The organism is Streptococcus handemini (assembly GCF_040984445.1).
GTDB lineage: Bacteria > Bacillota > Bacilli > Lactobacillales > Streptococcaceae > Streptococcus > Streptococcus handemini.
The window spans coordinates 1-16,210 of the sequence record NZ_JBFRYH010000053.1 but is presented as its reverse complement, the minus strand read 5'-3'; the positions used below and the strand labels follow the sequence as shown (position 1 = coordinate 16,210).

Here is a 16,210-nt window from a genome sequence, read left to right as displayed (position 1 = left end):
CGAGACTTTGGGAAAGGCATTAGGTGACATCAACCACCGACCACGAAAATGTTTAGCTTACAGAACCGCTGTTGAAGCTCTCTTGAATGAGTTCGAATAAAGGTTGCACTTTTTCTTGCAATTTGTCGTGTATAATAGTGTTGCATCTCAGAGTCTTTCTAATTGTTGTTGTGGTGATTACAATTATATCTCTCTGAGATGTTTTTTAATACCCTTGACTGGCTAACTTCATTTTAGAACTTTCGTATCCTACTAGCATCACTCTTTCAGCAAGTTTCCAAGAGCCTCACGACACTCAGGTGTCGCAAGCCGTGACCCCCGAACTGCTTTTACTCCTAGGTCCTTCATACGCAATAAGGGGAACTCGCTATCAGCAAGCTCGCATAAGAGCTCTAGCTGCATGTATTCCTTGTCTGCCTCAAGGATAGAGGACTTGGTCACACGACAAAGATAGCGAATCGCCTGAATCGGTGCGGTCATGTAAATACAGACCATGTCTCCTGCCTTTATTTTAGGCTTCTGAGTCCAGAGAATCGTACCTTTACTACGCAATTCGGTATCAATATCATAGAGTTTGGGATTGGCCGGGATAAGCCAGCAACAAGGATCAGGTGAGCCTTGCATCGTTATCGGAGCAACCAAATTGCGGCTCTTGCTGACGAGGTCAAACAAGACCTCATCTGTCAAACTGCCGTCCAAGCTAATCGAAACCCAAGTTTTCTTGGACATGTGGTAGGCGGGATAGATGCCTACTGTTGAAAGCAAATTCTTCATCTGCCCAGCTTCTACTTTGACATTGATGATTTCGACCGTGCCCTCCTTGTTCGCAATCCCTAGTGCTGTCCACGGAACTTGGGTCACCAAGCCATACCATTTTTGGTTGGCCGCGTGCCGCAGGGTCGCAATCTCTGGCGCCTTGGTAAAGGGATAGTCAGGACCTTCTTGAAAGCTCTTTTCTATATAGCGGACCAGACGATTTCCTTGGGCCGATTGAAAGGCTTCTACTTCGGTACAATGCTGCACCACTTGGTGCAGAATCTCCGCATAGCGTTCCCGTACCTCTCCGACAAAAGAGCCAACCGCACGCTGAATACGAAAGGCGTGATATTCCTCATCCATGTCCAAATCCCAGACTTGGCCAGTAGCCTTGTCTGGCAAGATTACCTGAATCCGTGCTTCAAAATGCCCGTCCATAAACGGCTGGAAAAAGGTCAACTTCCCATTTCCTTCCTCAAAACCGTAGTCCAACAGGCGCTCTTTCTGCCAAATTTTATCCTTGAAAAAAGGTTCTTCAAATAGCATCTTCTCCTTCTCCCTTCTGTTTAAAAAGAGTGCGGAATCGTTTCAAATCGACATTCCTCACTCTTTTATGTTTTATGTAACGCTACACTAGTTAGCTGTATCATCTTTATCTGTCTGCTCTCCTTGATCCATGGCTTTTTTAAAGGATGAAATCATCTTGCCAATGGATTCCCCCAATTCAGGCAGGCGTTTTGGTCCAAAAATCAAGAGGGCACCAAGGACCAAGATAATCATTCCTGGCGCTCCAATATCACGTAAGATTCCCATATTAGGTTCTCCTTTTTTCTTTTCTATAATAGAGCCATTTACTGATAGCAACACTGACTTCATAAATGAGAAGAAGTGGCACTGTCATAGCTAAATCACTTGTAAAATCAGCTGGTGTAATGACAACGGCAATCACCAACAAACTAAAGTAGGCATGTCTTCTATATTGTACCAAAAATCGTGGACTAAGGATACCAATGGAGGTCAAAAAAGCCACTAAAACCGGAATTTCAAAGACGACTGCCATGGGCAGGGTCGTATGTAACAGGAAAGCCAGATAATTCTGGGCGGTTAACTGGGTATCAAAGAGCCCCTCTCCAAAGGACAAGAGAACCTGTAAGAGAGCTGGACTGACTAGATAAAAGCCAAATGCCAACCCTGCCACAAAACATAGAAAGACAGCTGGAATATACCAAAAGACGCTCCTTGCCTCAGCTTTCTCAAGTGCTGGGGCCACAAAGGACCAGACTTGATAGGTCAAAAAAGGAAGGGTAAGGGCAAAGGCCACAAGGCTTGCCAGATTGATATAAATCCATAAGATGTCATTAGGACCTAGGACAATCAATTTCTGAGCAAATCCTTGGGTTAGAAATTGGTAGATACTGCTTGAAAAATAAAGACTAATCAAGAAGCTGAGAAAGAAGAAGGAAAGGGTCCAGATAAAGCGACTCCGAAATTCGGTCAAATGCTCGACAATGGTTAATTCTTGCTTGGTCTTCATGATGTTTCTCGATTCTTCCACGTTAAATAAGCAATCAAGAGGATGAGAAAGACCTGTGGTAGCAGAATTTCCAGACTTGGATAAAGACCAATCACATCAATTGTAGGAATTCCTCTCACTACATGACTCGGTAGGATATTGGTCAATTGTAAAGCATGGATACTAACGCCCAACATCTTAAAGGCCAGGGCGTAAATCAGCCAAGTCAGATAGAAAAATACCTTATGTGGCTTGATTTTGCTCGTCGTTTTCAGAATGACAATGGCTAAGAATAAGAGGACCAAAAAGGCTAACCCAATGCCCAATAGAAAGTCATTGAGATGAATCTTTGGTAAGATACCTGCATAAAAGAGAATGGTTTCTGCTCCCTCACGAAAGACAGCTAGAAAGCTGAGCGCAAACATGGAAATGAAACTGCCGCTTGCCGTCACGACCCGCATTTGTTCTTCCATGTAAGCATTCCACTTCTTGACAGAAGATTTACTGTGGAGCCAAATACCAATGACAATCATCATCACAACCGCAACAATCCCCACTAATCCCTCAATGATTTCACGATTGGCACCAGAGGAAAGCCTTGGGAAAAATTGGTGCAAAACAATAGCTAAGACGGCACTAGCTAGCAGACCTACAATCGCTCCGCCATAGACCCAAGCAAGCCCTTTTTTCTGTTTGCTAGCTTTTAGAGTAGAGACTAAAGCCATCACAATCAGAAGGGCCTCAACTCCTTCTCTCAACAAGATGAGCATGGCATCAAAAGCTGTATAGCTTGCTGAAGTATCAATACTTGCCAAATCAGCAATCAGTTGGGCTAGTTTTTCTTGATAGGCTGCTTCCTCCCCCCGTACCATGATAACAGGAGACTCACTTTCGACACGAGTATAAAGGTTAGGATTTCGCGTACTAACATCTCCCTCAATAGTCGGCCAAATGGTGATAAATTCCTTCATCAGAGAAGCCCCTGTGCTCTTATCACCAGTTTCAAAGGCTATTTGTGCCTGCTTGAGCAAATCAATCCCATCTTTTAAGGTCAAATCCGTTGCTGCTGTAGCTACCTCTTGACCATCTATAAAAGCCTGAATAGCATTCTTTAAGTCATCAAATGATGTTTGAATACTGCCATAATCGACAGGCTCTGTTTCAATACTACTGCGTAAGAACGAAATGGCTGTTTCAATTTTCCCGTAGTGCCCTTTGCTGGTATCACGAACAATTCGCTCATTCACTGTCCACGTACTATTGAGTTTTTTGTAATTTTCCTTAACACTGTCCATCTCCTTCCGCTCAATCGCTGCCTGCAAGAGGTCAAAGGCGGGAGATAACTTGTTCATTAGTTTTTGTTTTTCAGCAGCGACATCAACAGGGTGTTGCTCGGCATCAAAGTCTAAGAGAGCTTTTGAAACAGCAATTAAATTTTCTTCTGACGGTTCTTGTTCCAATTCTGATAGGCGGTTAACCACTATCTGACCAGCCTTGGAATCACGATTTTCAACCTGTGAAAAATCCGTCTGTAGCTGAACAATCAACTGAGTAGCGAAAGCTTGATCTCCTTTTTGTAAAGCTCTTGTTGCATCTGTAATCGTGATAAAGAGATGACTATAGGAATCTGCCGCTGATACAGGTTGAGCAAAAAAGAAAAGAGCAAGTAATGCAATGAGTGCCAGTTTATTCAAATAAGGCTTGACCAATATACTCTCCTTTTTTTACGCCAGCAAAACAGGCAAATAAGCCACTTCCGACATGCGTGATATACTCGTTCAACTTGTCCACATTTCCGAGATTGTTCTGAATGGTGATAAACTGTTCTGGATCTTTTTGGAACGAAATAAAGAGTAGACCTGAGTCAAATTGCCCCGTCACCTCATCAATCCCGTCTGAATAGGAAAAGGCCCTGCGATAGATTTCAACGCCTGTTTCCTTGGCCAGACGAACATGGGAATCAACAGGTACGACTGGTTCTCCCTTATCGTCTTTTAAGTCCAAATCGACTTCGTCAAACTCGTCTTTCTTTCCAAATGGCGCACCACTTTCCTTGTAGCGACCAAAGGTATTTTCCTGTTCATTGAGACTAGTTCTGTCCCATGTCTCCAGAAACATTTGGATACGGCGGACTGCCATGTAGGTACCTCCCCGCATCCAGTTGGCATCATCACACCAGATGACTTCCTTAAACTCTTCTTCCGTCTTCCCATTTGCTGTTCCGTCTTTAAACCCAAAAAGATTACGAGGGGTTTCTTTGCGGTTTCCTAGCGCTGCAAAACCAGCTTGACTCCATTTCATGGTCACAACACTGCGTGCCTTTCTCACCAGATTTCGGACAGCATGAAAGGCAACTTGTGCATCGTCTGCGCAGGCCTGAATGACAATGTCGCCACCCGTGTAGCCTTCCTTGAGCTGATCTCTAGGAAATACTGGCAAGTCACGAAATTCTTTTGGCTTTTTACTGTCCAAGCCCAACTTGGTCAAGAAAGCGGGAGAAATCCCAAAAGTTAGGGTCAGGCGGTGAGGATTCAGACCAACCGTCTCTCCTGTATCAAATGGTGGCAGATATCCATTGTCTCCATCTTCTTTTACCAGCTTTCCAGTCACTAATTTCTCACTGTAATCTGTCCAATCCTTGAACATCTGAATCACTTCTACCTTGTCCGTCGAATGCAAGTCCAAGACCACAAAATAGACATTTTTCTGCATCGGCGTTACAATGCCTGCCTGATGCTCCCCATAAAAGGAAATATCTTCATTTCCCTCTACCTTTGCAATCTCGCCTGTCACCTTTCTAGCGAAAAAAGCAGATGCCCCAGAGGCACCGAGCGCAAGCCCAGCTCCTCCTATACCTGCTTTTTTGAGAAATTCGCGACGGTCCATTTTCTTCTCAAACCATTTTTCGTCTTTTGTCATTGTTTACTTCCCGTCCAAGATAATCCCCATTTGAGATAGCGGCTCACCTAACTTGGTCACCGCTTCAGCTAGAGCCTTCGTATCTTCCTTGCTCAAATCTGTGTAAAGTTTGTAGTGTGTATCGTCTGTCATGTATTTATCAAGAAGGCCGTTGACATTCTTGAATTCTTTTTCAAGGGTCGTAACAAGACTCACATCCTTTTGCTCCAAGATTGGCTTAAAGAGTTCAAAAATCTTCTCCGCTCCTTCGATGTTGGCTCTGAAGTCATACAGGTCTGTATGAGAATACACTTCCTCTTCACCAGTAATCTTACTGGTTGCTACTTCGTTTAGAAGATCAACCGCCCCTGTCAACATGATCTCAGGTGTCACTTCGACAGTCGCAATTTTCGCCTTCAATTCCTTGATGTCGTCTACCAGCTGGTCGGCATAGTTTTCTGTGCCTACTGTGGTATTGTCTTCCCAAAGGATTTTTTCAATGCGGTGGAAGCCTGACCACCCTTCTTCGGTCTTGTTTTCTTCCATGTAGTCTACCAAGCGGAAATCGATTTTCACATCTGATTCGCCAAAGCTTTCTGCAATTGGCTCTGAACGCTCATAAGCCATGCGGATGACAGGATAGATTTTTTTCGCTTCTTCTAATTTGCCGTCTTTGAGCAATTGAGCAAAATTTTCCGTATCAGTCAACAATTGTCCGATTTGTTCTTCTACAAATGTCTTGTAATCCGCGGTTGCTTTGTCTAGCGCTTGTTGATTCACTTGAACCGTTGTGCTTTCACTTGTCGCCTGCTTTTCTTGTGTCGTAGATGCACATGCTGTCAATAGAACTGCTGATAATAAAACAATACCCAGTTTTTTCATTGTTTTTTCCTTTCCCTAAAACCTATCTCTATTATAGCATAGTTTTTCTCATTTTCAAGTAATTATCTGATAATTTTAATGACGATTATATGGCTAAAATTAGGCACATAAATCCAACTATGACTGGCCGTCTAACCACACCAAATAAGGCTAGACTTTTCGCCCAGCCTCTCATATAATCGGTGTTCCTTCCTAGCAGCCACTGCAATCCATCAACGATAGATACTTTCTTGGTATTCTTTGCTAATATCAAAGTAAGCCTTGTAGACTGCTTCTTTCAGCTTATGAACAGAGGATTGAGAAGAATCTTGCTACGTATAATTACGGATATCTTCTTCCATGGCATCCTTCATCAATCTTTGAAGTTGTTTTGCATCTACATTGCGATACCAGTGTCCATTGTATTTAACGTTGATTGGTTTTAATTGAGCTAATTTATCAATCCGCTGCTTGTACATGGCTTTTTTAAACTCACTAATGGTTTGATACTGCCCATTGTAAATCTTTTTAATAGACTTCCTGCGAAACCAAATTGGTCTAATAAAATTATGAATTATGAAGCAAGTAAAACACTAAGTGCTAGTCGTTTTAAACGTCTTGTCGGGATTGAACGCTCTACATTTGAAGCTATGTTGATAGTGTTGAGAGAAGCGTATCAACTGAAGCACATCAACTCAAACACGCCAAAAGTGGTAGAAAGCCAAAGTCAAGCCTTGAAAATCTCCTAATAGCAACCTTGCGATATCTACGAGAATATCGAACTTATGAACAAATTGCAGCTGATTTTGGCATTCATGCAAGCAATCTCATCCGAAGAAGTCAATGGGTTTATTCAAAATGGTAATAAGCCTGATATGAAGGCAGAGGGGACGGTTATCGTTGATGCAACCGAAGTCAAAATAAATTGCCCTAAAAAACCAAAGATTCTATTACTCTGGTAAAAAGAAATTCCATGCCCTAAAAGCACAAGCTATTGTGAACCTAGATAGAGAATTAGGCTTCTAGTTTCGCAGGAAGTTTAATATTTCGATTTTTAGGTTCGAATCATCAAAATAAGGAGATTTTTACCGTAAACATCCTCATTTTATCACCATATTATCCTTCTTTCAGCCGAATTCCATTAGCCACCAAGCGCTCTACACTCACCTTTCCGATTCCTCTAAGGGCTAATAAATCTTGTTTCCGCCAAGACTGAAAATCTTCTGGTCGAATCAATCCTTCTTCTAGTAATGCTTCAACGGCACCGCTCGGTAAACCTGCAAATAGCGGATTGCGTTCAGTATGAAGCTCAAATTCTTCCTGATAATCATCTTCATAGTGCTTACGTAACCAGTCAAAGACAATCTCTGTCCCAAACAGAAAATCCTCTATGCCATCGAATAAGGAAAGACTTGGAATTTCGAAATACCCCTCTTTTGAGAGAGAAAACATAGAACGTGCACTTTCTATCCCACTAGAAAAGTCAAGAGCAGCTAGAAACTCCCCATCCAAATCCGTCATCTTCTTAAAGAGCTTCTGTGCTTCTAAACTACGTTCTGTGACAATCGCTAACACTAGAAGTTTACCAATCATCTCAGCATCATTTTTATGCTCTTTTTGATTCGCAAACTTGACCGCCTTCTCCCATTGGTAAAGAAGACAATAAAGCACCATCATCATATAACGACTGCCTAGATTATCACTCGGATTCATCCGATAGAGTTCCTCAAAGTGTTTCAGAGCCTGTGGATACATTTTTTGATTAAGATATTGAAAAGCCAGACGATTTTTCAAACGCATATAAGGACGTTCTTTGAAATTCATCCAACCAGAACGCTCTCCCTTTACCCATTTTTTGTGCTCTACGCTCTCAAATTCCTTGAGTTGGGATAACAATTCAAATTGGCTAACTGACTCCACTTCCAACTGAGCAATCTTTGCATCTATATTGTCTGTATCTCGTTCCAAAATCTGCTGAGCCAGTTGTAAACGCCTTGTCTCATCTCTTTCGTAAGTCAATTCCTCCAGTAAATCAGACAATTCCATGAAGCCTGTCTGACCTTGATGTTTTTCCTTAATCTGCCCATTGTGCTGTTCTATATAGGCTGCGACCGCTTCTTCAACACTTTCATACTCTGTAAGATGTTCTGCTAAAAATGTTTCGACATTCCCAAATAATTCTTCTGTTAGATAACTCATTTCATTTTTCCTTCGTTTTTGACAAAAACAACGCTACTCTTTTTCAAATAATCCTTCAGCTTTTTTCAATTGCTTGACAAATCAGTTGAACGGCCACTTCTAAACCTAATTCAGCTGAAAGTAATGTCTCTTCTTTCCAGCCAAGACAGTCCTTCTCTATCCACCATCGTTTCATATCGTCCGGTGTAAAATCAGCCCTTTTCGAACGAGTCGCATGTCGCTTAACCGTCTCTTCAAAGGGGATATCATAGTAATAGGCATAGACACGAGGAGCAAACAGCTGACGCAATTGCGCCAGCATTTCACCGTAAATAGCTTTTTCATAAAAGCCTTCGACAATGACAAGCAAATCTTCCGTATGTCCAAAGCGTGCGATGGTTTCTGTCAGCGCAATGGATAGATTCCCTGGCTCAACCTTTTCTTTCAACATGGTTCTTCTGACATTGTCTTGAGAAATCACCAAGGTTTTACGACCATAATGTTGCTGCAAAGCTTCTGCCAAACTGGTCTTTCCTGAACCAGAATTACCGCGTATGATTAGCAAGGTTGCCACTAGCTTGCTCCTGTCATCAAGCGCACATATTCTCGCTTGATACAACGGTTCATCACCACATCAGCACGACCTGCCGCTTCTAAAATGGCTGCTGCCTCTTCGTTTTGAAGCTCTAATTGTGCCCAGAAAATCTTGGCATTTGTTTCAACAAACTCACGCGCCACATCTGGCAAAAACTCACTTCTCCGAAAGACATTCACGATGTCAATCGCCACAGGCACATCGGCCAAAGTCGCATAGACTGTCTCTCCTAAAATCTCACTAGCAGCTAGGCGAGGATTGATTGGGATAATCTGATACCCCATGTCCTGCATAAATTTCGAAATACGGTTGCTAACCGTTTCTTCACGGTTGGACAAGCCAACCACTGCAATGGTCCTGCTATTAGCTAGATAGCTTTTCACTTGTTCGTCTGTTGGATTTTGAAATTCGTACATGGTACTTCCTCCTTTTTTCTTTATTATACCATGAAAACCCTCACATTTTACAAAAATATAGTGAATTGAATAAAGGTTAGGACATCGTTAAGTCGCTTTGATGAACACCAGTTCTATATACAGCTCCTTGTCTTGTCCCATTCCTTTCTCAATCCACTATAAAAGGCTTGAAATCAGCAGATTTTCCGTCAACTTCAAACTGTTTAACGAATATTCACTTTGTCCACTCTTTGCAACGTAAAGCTAAAATTGTTCAGCGTACTGGTCTCATTTTCCAATTTCTAGGCACAAAGCCAAAGCACCGCAAAAAATTACTCGTGCTTTCCTATTTCTAGGCTCGGGGCTAAAACAGTCCACTGGACTGTTTTACTCCTCGACAAATTGGCTGTTGTATAGATTGGCATAGAAGCCATTTTGAGCCATCAGAGCATCGTGGTTACCTTGTTCGATGATATTACCATCTTTCATGACGAGAATGAGGTCAGCGTTTCGGATAGTGGATAAGCGGTGGGCAATAACAAAGGAGGTGCGACCTTCCATGAGTTTGTCCATCGCCTTTTGGATCAATTCCTCTGTCCGTGTGTCGACAGAGCTGGTCGCTTCATCGAGGATAAGAAGGGGTGCATTTTTCAATAGGGCACGCGCAATGGTTAGCAATTGCTTTTGTCCAACCGATAGGGTCACCGTATCGTCTAGCAGAGTATCATATCCTTTAGGCAAAGTCAGGATAAAATGGTGAACTCCGACTGCTTTGGCAGCTTCAATAACCGCCTCATCTGAAACATGGGTTTGGTTATAAATCAGATTTTCCTTAATTGTTCCTTCAAAGAGCCATGTATCTTGCAAGACCATGCTAAAGGCATCGTGAACCTCGGAACGTTTCATGGTCTTGGTATCAACACCATCAATCAAAATTCGTCCCTGATTGATGTCATAGAACTTCATCAAGAGATTGACAATGGTCGTCTTTCCAGCTCCTGTTGGTCCGACAATGGCAATTTTTTGCCCAGCATGAGCTGTTGCGGAGAAATCATGGATAATGGTCTTATCAGGCGAATACCCAAAGGATACATGATCAAAAGTCACATCTCCTTTTACTGAAGACAACCGCTGCGGTCTTGCTTGGTCATCTTCCATTTCTTGTTCACCCAGGAACTCAAAGACACGTCCCATCGCTGCACTAGCTGATTGTAACACGGTCAAGCCCTGCGCAATCTGAGAAAGGGGCTGGGAGAAGATTCGCACATAGACCATAAAGGCCACAATCGTCCCCATAGTCGCATGACCATTTAGGGTCAAGGCAGCACCAGTCACCACAACCATGACATAGCCAAAGTTTCCAATAAACATCATCATGGGCATCATAATCCCAGAAATAAACTGCGATTTCCACATGCTGCCGTAGAGTGCTTGATTGAGTGTTTCAAATTGCTCTTTTACTTCTCGTCCTGCATGATAACTCATCACCACCTGATGACCAGAGTACATTTCTTCGACGTAACCATTAACTTTAGCAAGATTTGCCTGCTGGCTCTTGAAAAATCCCTTAGCACGTCCCATGATAATGCCGACAAAGACAAAGCCAAACAAGACAGAACCAATCGCCACAAAGGACAGAGTCACGTTGGTTTTAAACATCATAATGAGCGCCGCAACCAAGAGAATACTAGAAGAAAGAACCGTCCCCAAACTTTGGTTGAGGGATTGGCTAGCCGTATCCACGTCATTAGTCACACGTGATAAGGTATCCCCTTGGGAATGACTATCAAAATAGCCCAGAGGAAGCTTGTTGATTTTTTCTGCAATAGCTGTCCGTAGACGTTTTGAAAAATGCTGAACAATGGTTGAAACGGTAAAGGATTGAGCGTAGTTGACCACTGCACCAATTCCGTAAAGAATAGCTAGGGTCATAGCAATCTCAGATACTTTTCTGGTATCAATCCCTGTCATCAAACCCTTGGTAATCAAGTCTGTAATCTCACTGAGCTTATCAGGACCAATCACCGTGATAATGCTTGAGATAATCGCTCCAATCACCGCAACGACAAAAGGAACTTGGAAGCCTTTGATATACGGCTTCATCTGGCTAAATAATAAAGAAGATTTTTTATTTTCCATTTTCCAATTCCTCCTTCGATAATTGTGAGTAAGCAATTTCTTGATAGACTTCGTTCTGTGCAAGCAATTCCCGATGAGTTCCCTGACCGACTACTTTTCCGTTATCAAGAACCAAGATTTGATCCGCATCCATAATGGTCGAAATCCGTTGCGCAACAATCAACTTGGTCATCCCCGCAGTCCGTTTTGCTAGTTCCTCCCGAAGAGTACGATCCGTCCGGTAATCAAGGGCTGAAAAAGAATCGTCAAAAATCAGGATTTCAGGCTTACGAGCAAGGGCACGAGCAATGGCTAGACGCTGACGCTGACCTCCTGAGAAGTTGCTGCCAGACTGGGCAACATGGGAAGATAGACCGTCCTCTTTTTCCTCGACAAAGCTTTTAGCCTGCGCCAAATCCAAGGCCTCCCAAATCGCTTCGTCATTGAGTGGACTTTCCTTGCTTTCCCCAAAGTCGATATTGCTACGGATATCCCCTGAGAATAAAACAGCTTTTTGCGGAATATAGCCGACCTTGGCATGCAAATCCGCCTCACTGTAGTCTCTCACATCGACACCATCAATCAAAATCCGCCCCTCACTCACATCGTAAAAACGTGGAATCAGATTGATTAAGGTCGATTTCCCAGAACCTGTTGAGCCGATGAAGGCAACGGTATCGCCTGCTTTGGCGGTAAAGTTAATATGCTCAACCACTGCCTCTGATGCATCTGAATAGCGGAAAGTCACATCATCAAAGACGATTTGATCTGCATTTTCTTGTTCCGCTTGCGACATTTCAGGCGAAGTAATGGAAGATGTCAAATCTAGGACCTCGTTGATCCGCTTGGTCGAAACCAAGACACGAGGCAAAATAATAAACAAGGCACTCATCATCATAAAGCCCATGACAACCTGCATGGCATAGGACATAAAGACCACCATATCGCTGAAAATTGGCAGTTTGTCTGTCAGTTCAGCTTCGTTGATAAGATAGGCCCCAATCCAATAAATAGCCAAACTCAAACCACTTGAGATTGTCATCATGACTGGATTCATAATAGCCATTAAGCGGCTGACAAATAAGTTGAGCGCTGTTAATTCTTCATTGGCCTGAGCAAACTTACCGTCCTGGTAATCTTCCGCATTGTAAGCACGCACCACACGAATACCGGACAAACCTTCACGCGTCACGCTATTGAGACGGTCAGTCAATTTTTGAACAATTTTCTGTTTTGGAAAAGCAAGGGTTACTAGAATGGTCATCATGACAAGATTGATCACGACTGCCACAAGCACCGCCCCTAACCAATAATCCGACTTCCCTACAATCTTGGTCAAGGCCCAAACAGCCATAATCGGTCCACGAGTTGCCACCTGTAAGCCCATGGTAAACAAAAGCTGAATCTGGGTCAAGTCATTGGTCGTTCTCGTCAACAAACTAGGAATGCTGAAGCGCTTGACTTCCGCATCCGAGTAATCTAAGACACGATGAAAAATGTCCTTCCGCAAACGGGTCGTAAAACTCGCTGCTAAGCGCGAAGCCATAAAACCGACCATGACGGAAGCCCCAAAACTGGCTAACGACAAGCCCAGCATTTTAAGACCAGGCGACCAGAGGCTTGATGTCGTCGTATCTGGTAATTGCAAGAGTTTGGTGATTTCTGACATGTAGCTTGGCACTTCTAACTCTAGCCACACTGTCAGACAGACAAAGGCAATACTCGTTAGAATCATCAACCACTCTTTGCTATTTAAGCGTTTAAATAGTTTACTCATTCTTTCTCCTTCTGCTCAATTTTTTCTAAATTTTGATGAAGTTGTTGGATAACGTTGGAAAAAACTGCTAAATCTTCTTCTGCAATTCCTGCGACAAGTTGCTCGCGCACACGCCCCCAAAAGGCACTCATTTTCTGACTCTTTTTCTTTGCACTATCAGACATGCGGACGATTTTCTTACGCTTGTCCACCTTGGACGACTCAACCACGATAAAGCCATTTTTTCCCATGCGCTTGATGAGATTGCTCGTCACAGACTTGGAAATTTTCAGATGATGCTCAATATCTTTTATAAAAATCTCTTTATCTTGGTGCTTGGCAAGATAATAGAGAACATGCCCTTGCGGGCCTCCTAACAATTCCATATCGGCATCGCGAGCGACAGAATGAATCGCAGAGCCCATCTTGTGAGCTAGTCTTTTAAATTCTTGAAGCGGATCTGTAGTCATAGCATTTCCTTTCCTATTTCGTTATCATGAGAACAATTTTAGCATTTTCAAAATAGAAGTCAAGAAAAAAGTTTTCATGAGAACGATTTCTTTTTTGAGAGCATTTCCAGTCTTTTCTAGGTTAATGATTTATGGTATACTAACGAAAGATATTTCTCAATTTACGTAGAAGGAAAGGTCTTACAGTTTATGATTCTTCACCTCTTTTGGCTCATACCCTCCATCTTATTTATAGCACTCTTTCTCATTGAACCAAGACGTCTCATCAATGCCTATCTCTTTTTGACTGCTCTCATCCTCTTTGCTTCTATCATCGCAGGATTCTTTGTTGTTCAAATCAGTCTCTGGGATCATCAGACTGCTATTATCATCCTTATTGGTGGACTTTTGCTCATTCCGTTAAGCGTGATTCTATCAACCATTTATCTCCTCTTTAACGGAAAACAGATGATGACCTTTGAAGGACGTAGACTAGCCAATCTTCTCTCCCTCTTTTATGGTCTTACCATTCTGATTACCCTAGCTCTCCACTTCTTGAACAGTTATTATTTCATTGGAAAAATAACCGAACTACTGGATAACTTACTCATCTATGGAAGTTTTCTCTACCTATCTTATATCATCTACGGGCTCTTTTACAATCTCTTTCCTCTGACCTACCAACCCGACTACATTATTGTGCTAGGTTCTGGACTGATTGGGGACAAAGTCCCACCACTTCTTGCCCAACGGTTAGACAAGGGACTTTCTTACTATGAAAAATTTGACAAACAACCTACCATTATCGTCTCAGGCGGTCAAGGTAAGGATGAAACACTCGCTGAAGCTGAGGCAATGTCTCGCTACCTGCTTGACAAGGGACTTCCAAGCAACAAACTGCTACTAGAAAATCAATCGACGACTACCCTTGAAAACCTGACTTTTTCTCACAATCTCATCGGTGACCGAACAAAAATCACCCCACATTTCCTTGTTGTGACCAACAGCTTTCACTCCTTGCGAGCAGGAATTTACATGCGCAAACTAAAACTCAAAGGCCGCAGCGTAGGCTCTAAAACAGCTCTCTACTACCTCCCAAGTGCCTGGCTTCGTGAAACCGTTGGACTCTTTGTCCTGTATTGGAAATGGCATGCTGTTTTTATTGGACTCACTATTTTTTCTTGGCTTAGTTCCTTCTTTTTCTAATAAATAAAAAATATTTGCCCCTAGTGTCTAAGCGATACTACTAATGAACTGCACCTCCCCTTAGTTTGTAAAATTTGTATATTTTTACAAGCAAAGAAATTGACATCGTTTTCCCACAGTGCTATACTATAGTATGTAAGCGCTAACAGAAATAGATTTTTAGATTAGAAAGTACATCTAGCTAGATTTAGAGGAAAACCGTATGGATTTCAAAACAAGTAATGCTGAAGGCTCTGTAGAATTCATCAATGTCTTTGACTTAGAAAAAATGGCTCAAAACGTTATCCCAAAAGGTGCTTTTGGATACATTGCAAGTGGGGCTGGAGATACCTTTACCTTACATGAAAACATTCGTTCCTTTAACCATAAATTGATTGTCCCCCATAGCTTAAAAGGCGTGGAGGATCCTTCTACTGAGATTGTTTATGATGGAGATACCTTGACTTCTCCTATCATCATGGCACCCGTTGCCGCCCACAAACTAGCCAACGAACAAGGGGAATTAGCTAGTGCCAAAGGTGTCAGTGAATTTGGAACGATTTTCACAACCAGTTCCTACGCGACAACCGATATTCCTGAAATTACTCAAAGCCTCAAGGGAGCACCACAATGGTTCCAATTTTACTACAGCAAAGACGACGGTATCAACCGCCACATCATGGACCGTGTGAAAGAACAAGGTGTCAAAGCCATCGTCCTAACAGCTGATGCGACCGTTGGCGGAAACCGTGAAGTTGATAGACGCAACGGATTCGTCTTCCCAGTCGGCATGCCGATTGTACAGGAATACCTCCCGGACGGGGCAGGTAAAACTATGGATTATGTCTATCGTTCTGCTAAGCAAGCTCTTACAGCAAAAGATGTCGAGTACATCGCTCAATACTCTGGACTACCTGTCTATGTCAAAGGGCCACAATGCGCAGAAGATGTTTTTAGAGCCTTGAATGCTGGTGCTTCTGGTATCTGGGTAACCAACCACGGTGGTCGTCAATTAGATGGTGGTCCTGCTGCATTTGACTCCCTTCAAGAAGTAGTTGAAGCCGTCGACAGACGCGTTCCAATCGTCTTTGACTCAGGAGTTCGTCGCGGACAACATGTCTTCAAAGCTCTAGCTTCCGGTGCAGACCTTGTTGCCCTTGGTCGTCCCGTCATTTACGGACTAGCTCTAGGAGGAAGTGTCGGAACTCGTCAGGTATTTGAGAAAATCAACGAGGAATTGAAAATGGTCATGCAGCTAGCAGGTACGCAGACCATCGAGGATGTGAAACACTTCAAACTTCGTCACAATCCATACGATCCTGCTATGCCATTCAATCCAGATGCCTTAAAATTGGATTAAAAAAAGAGCCAACTGGCTCTTAGACTGAAGACAAACTAGTCGAGAGCCTGGTTTGTCTTTTTGTTTTCTGTGTTATTTTTGAAAAAAATAGTCTAGAAGAGTGGTTTAGGGCAAAATAAAAAGGCCTTCCCGCCATCATTTTGACC

Annotated in this window: 15 protein-coding genes and 2 pseudogenes; 4 read left to right on the top strand and 13 right to left on the bottom strand. The window is 42.8% G+C overall.

Annotation, left to right across the window (positions count from 1 at the left end; all coding sequences use genetic code 11):
* Nucleotides 1-100: pseudogene (locus ABPH35_RS08320) on the top strand (IS30 family transposase); the annotation flags it as partial.
* A 158-nt stretch (nt 101-258) separates the two neighbouring features.
* On the opposite strand, the gene ABPH35_RS08315 reads toward ABPH35_RS08320, so the two are convergent.
* The 7 genes from ABPH35_RS08315 to ABPH35_RS08285 all read right to left on the bottom strand — a co-directional run bounded on the left by ABPH35_RS08315 (nt 259) and on the right by ABPH35_RS08285 (nt 6,552).
* Entirely contained in the window at nt 259-1,302 is a 1,044-nt protein-coding gene (locus ABPH35_RS08315; RefSeq protein WP_349989274.1) for an MmcQ/YjbR family DNA-binding protein, read from the bottom strand.
* Between the two features lie 87 nt (nt 1,303-1,389).
* Nucleotides 1,390-1,569 carry a twin-arginine translocase TatA/TatE family subunit gene (locus tag ABPH35_RS08310; RefSeq protein WP_119877055.1) on the bottom strand — a complete coding sequence of 60 codons (180 nt, stop codon included), beginning with the start codon at nt 1,567-1,569 and terminating at the stop codon, nt 1,390-1,392.
* A 1-nt stretch (nt 1,570) separates the two neighbouring features.
* Nucleotides 1,571-2,290, bottom strand: coding sequence for a twin-arginine translocase subunit TatC (tatC, locus tag ABPH35_RS08305; RefSeq protein ID WP_349989275.1), 720 nt, complete (start codon nt 2,288-2,290; stop codon nt 1,571-1,573).
* Entirely contained in the window at nt 2,287-3,978 is a 1,692-nt protein-coding gene (locus tag ABPH35_RS08300) for an FTR1 family iron permease (protein ID WP_349989276.1), read from the bottom strand. Before ABPH35_RS08300 ends, tatC begins: the two co-directional genes overlap by 4 nt.
* Nucleotides 3,956-5,188 (bottom strand): iron uptake transporter deferrochelatase/peroxidase subunit, encoded by a 1,233-nt coding sequence (efeB, locus tag ABPH35_RS08295; RefSeq protein ID WP_368849717.1) that lies wholly within the window; start codon nt 5,186-5,188, stop codon nt 3,956-3,958. The genes ABPH35_RS08300 and efeB overlap by 23 nt, the downstream gene beginning before the upstream one ends.
* A 3-nt stretch (nt 5,189-5,191) precedes the next feature.
* Entirely contained in the window at nt 5,192-6,049 is an 858-nt protein-coding gene (gene efeO, locus ABPH35_RS08290; protein WP_368849716.1) for an iron uptake system protein EfeO, read from the bottom strand.
* A gap of 311 nt (nt 6,050-6,360) precedes the next feature.
* Nucleotides 6,361-6,552, bottom strand: coding sequence for a ZmpA/ZmpB/ZmpC family metallo-endopeptidase (locus ABPH35_RS08285; protein WP_368849718.1), 192 nt, complete (start codon nt 6,550-6,552; stop codon nt 6,361-6,363).
* A gap of 45 nt (nt 6,553-6,597) precedes the next feature.
* On the opposite strand from ABPH35_RS08285, the pseudogene ABPH35_RS08280 reads away from it, so the two are divergent.
* A pseudogene (locus tag ABPH35_RS08280) lies at nt 6,598-7,027 on the top strand (transposase family protein); the annotation flags it as partial.
* Between the two features lie 117 nt (nt 7,028-7,144).
* On the opposite strand, the gene ABPH35_RS08275 reads toward ABPH35_RS08280, so the two are convergent.
* From ABPH35_RS08275 to ABPH35_RS08250, 6 genes are all read right to left on the bottom strand, one after another.
* Nucleotides 7,145-8,227, bottom strand: coding sequence for a tetratricopeptide repeat protein (locus ABPH35_RS08275; RefSeq protein ID WP_368849715.1), 1,083 nt, complete (start codon nt 8,225-8,227; stop codon nt 7,145-7,147).
* Nucleotides 8,228-8,282: 55 nt separating this feature from the next.
* On the bottom strand, nt 8,283-8,780 hold the full coding sequence (locus ABPH35_RS08270; RefSeq protein ID WP_368849714.1) for a kinase: 498 nt from the start codon (nt 8,778-8,780) through the stop codon (nt 8,283-8,285).
* Complete coding sequence (locus tag ABPH35_RS08265; protein ID WP_368849713.1) at nt 8,780-9,217, bottom strand: CoA-binding protein; 438 nt, start codon at nt 9,215-9,217, stop codon at nt 8,780-8,782. The genes ABPH35_RS08270 and ABPH35_RS08265 overlap by 1 nt, the downstream gene beginning before the upstream one ends.
* 366 nt (nt 9,218-9,583) lie before the next feature.
* Nucleotides 9,584-11,335: an ABC transporter ATP-binding protein gene (locus ABPH35_RS08260; RefSeq protein WP_349989283.1), complete on the bottom strand. Its 1,752-nt coding sequence runs from the start codon at nt 11,333-11,335 to the stop codon at nt 9,584-9,586.
* A complete protein-coding gene (locus tag ABPH35_RS08255) occupies nt 11,325-13,091 on the bottom strand; it encodes an ABC transporter ATP-binding protein (protein ID WP_349989285.1) in 1,767 nt (588 codons plus the stop codon). Before ABPH35_RS08255 ends, ABPH35_RS08260 begins: the two co-directional genes overlap by 11 nt.
* Nucleotides 13,088-13,540 carry a MarR family winged helix-turn-helix transcriptional regulator gene (locus tag ABPH35_RS08250; RefSeq protein WP_349989286.1) on the bottom strand — a complete coding sequence of 151 codons (453 nt, stop codon included), beginning with the start codon at nt 13,538-13,540 and terminating at the stop codon, nt 13,088-13,090. The genes ABPH35_RS08255 and ABPH35_RS08250 overlap by 4 nt, the downstream gene beginning before the upstream one ends.
* Before the next feature lie 189 nt (nt 13,541-13,729).
* On the opposite strand from ABPH35_RS08250, the gene ABPH35_RS08245 reads away from it, so the two are divergent.
* Nucleotides 13,730-14,725 (top strand): YdcF family protein, encoded by a 996-nt coding sequence (locus ABPH35_RS08245; protein WP_349989287.1) that lies wholly within the window; start codon nt 13,730-13,732, stop codon nt 14,723-14,725.
* Between the two features lie 202 nt (nt 14,726-14,927).
* Nucleotides 14,928-16,064, top strand: coding sequence for an L-lactate oxidase (gene lctO, locus ABPH35_RS08240; RefSeq protein WP_349989289.1), 1,137 nt, complete (start codon nt 14,928-14,930; stop codon nt 16,062-16,064).
* Nucleotides 16,065-16,210: the final 146 nt, after the last annotated feature.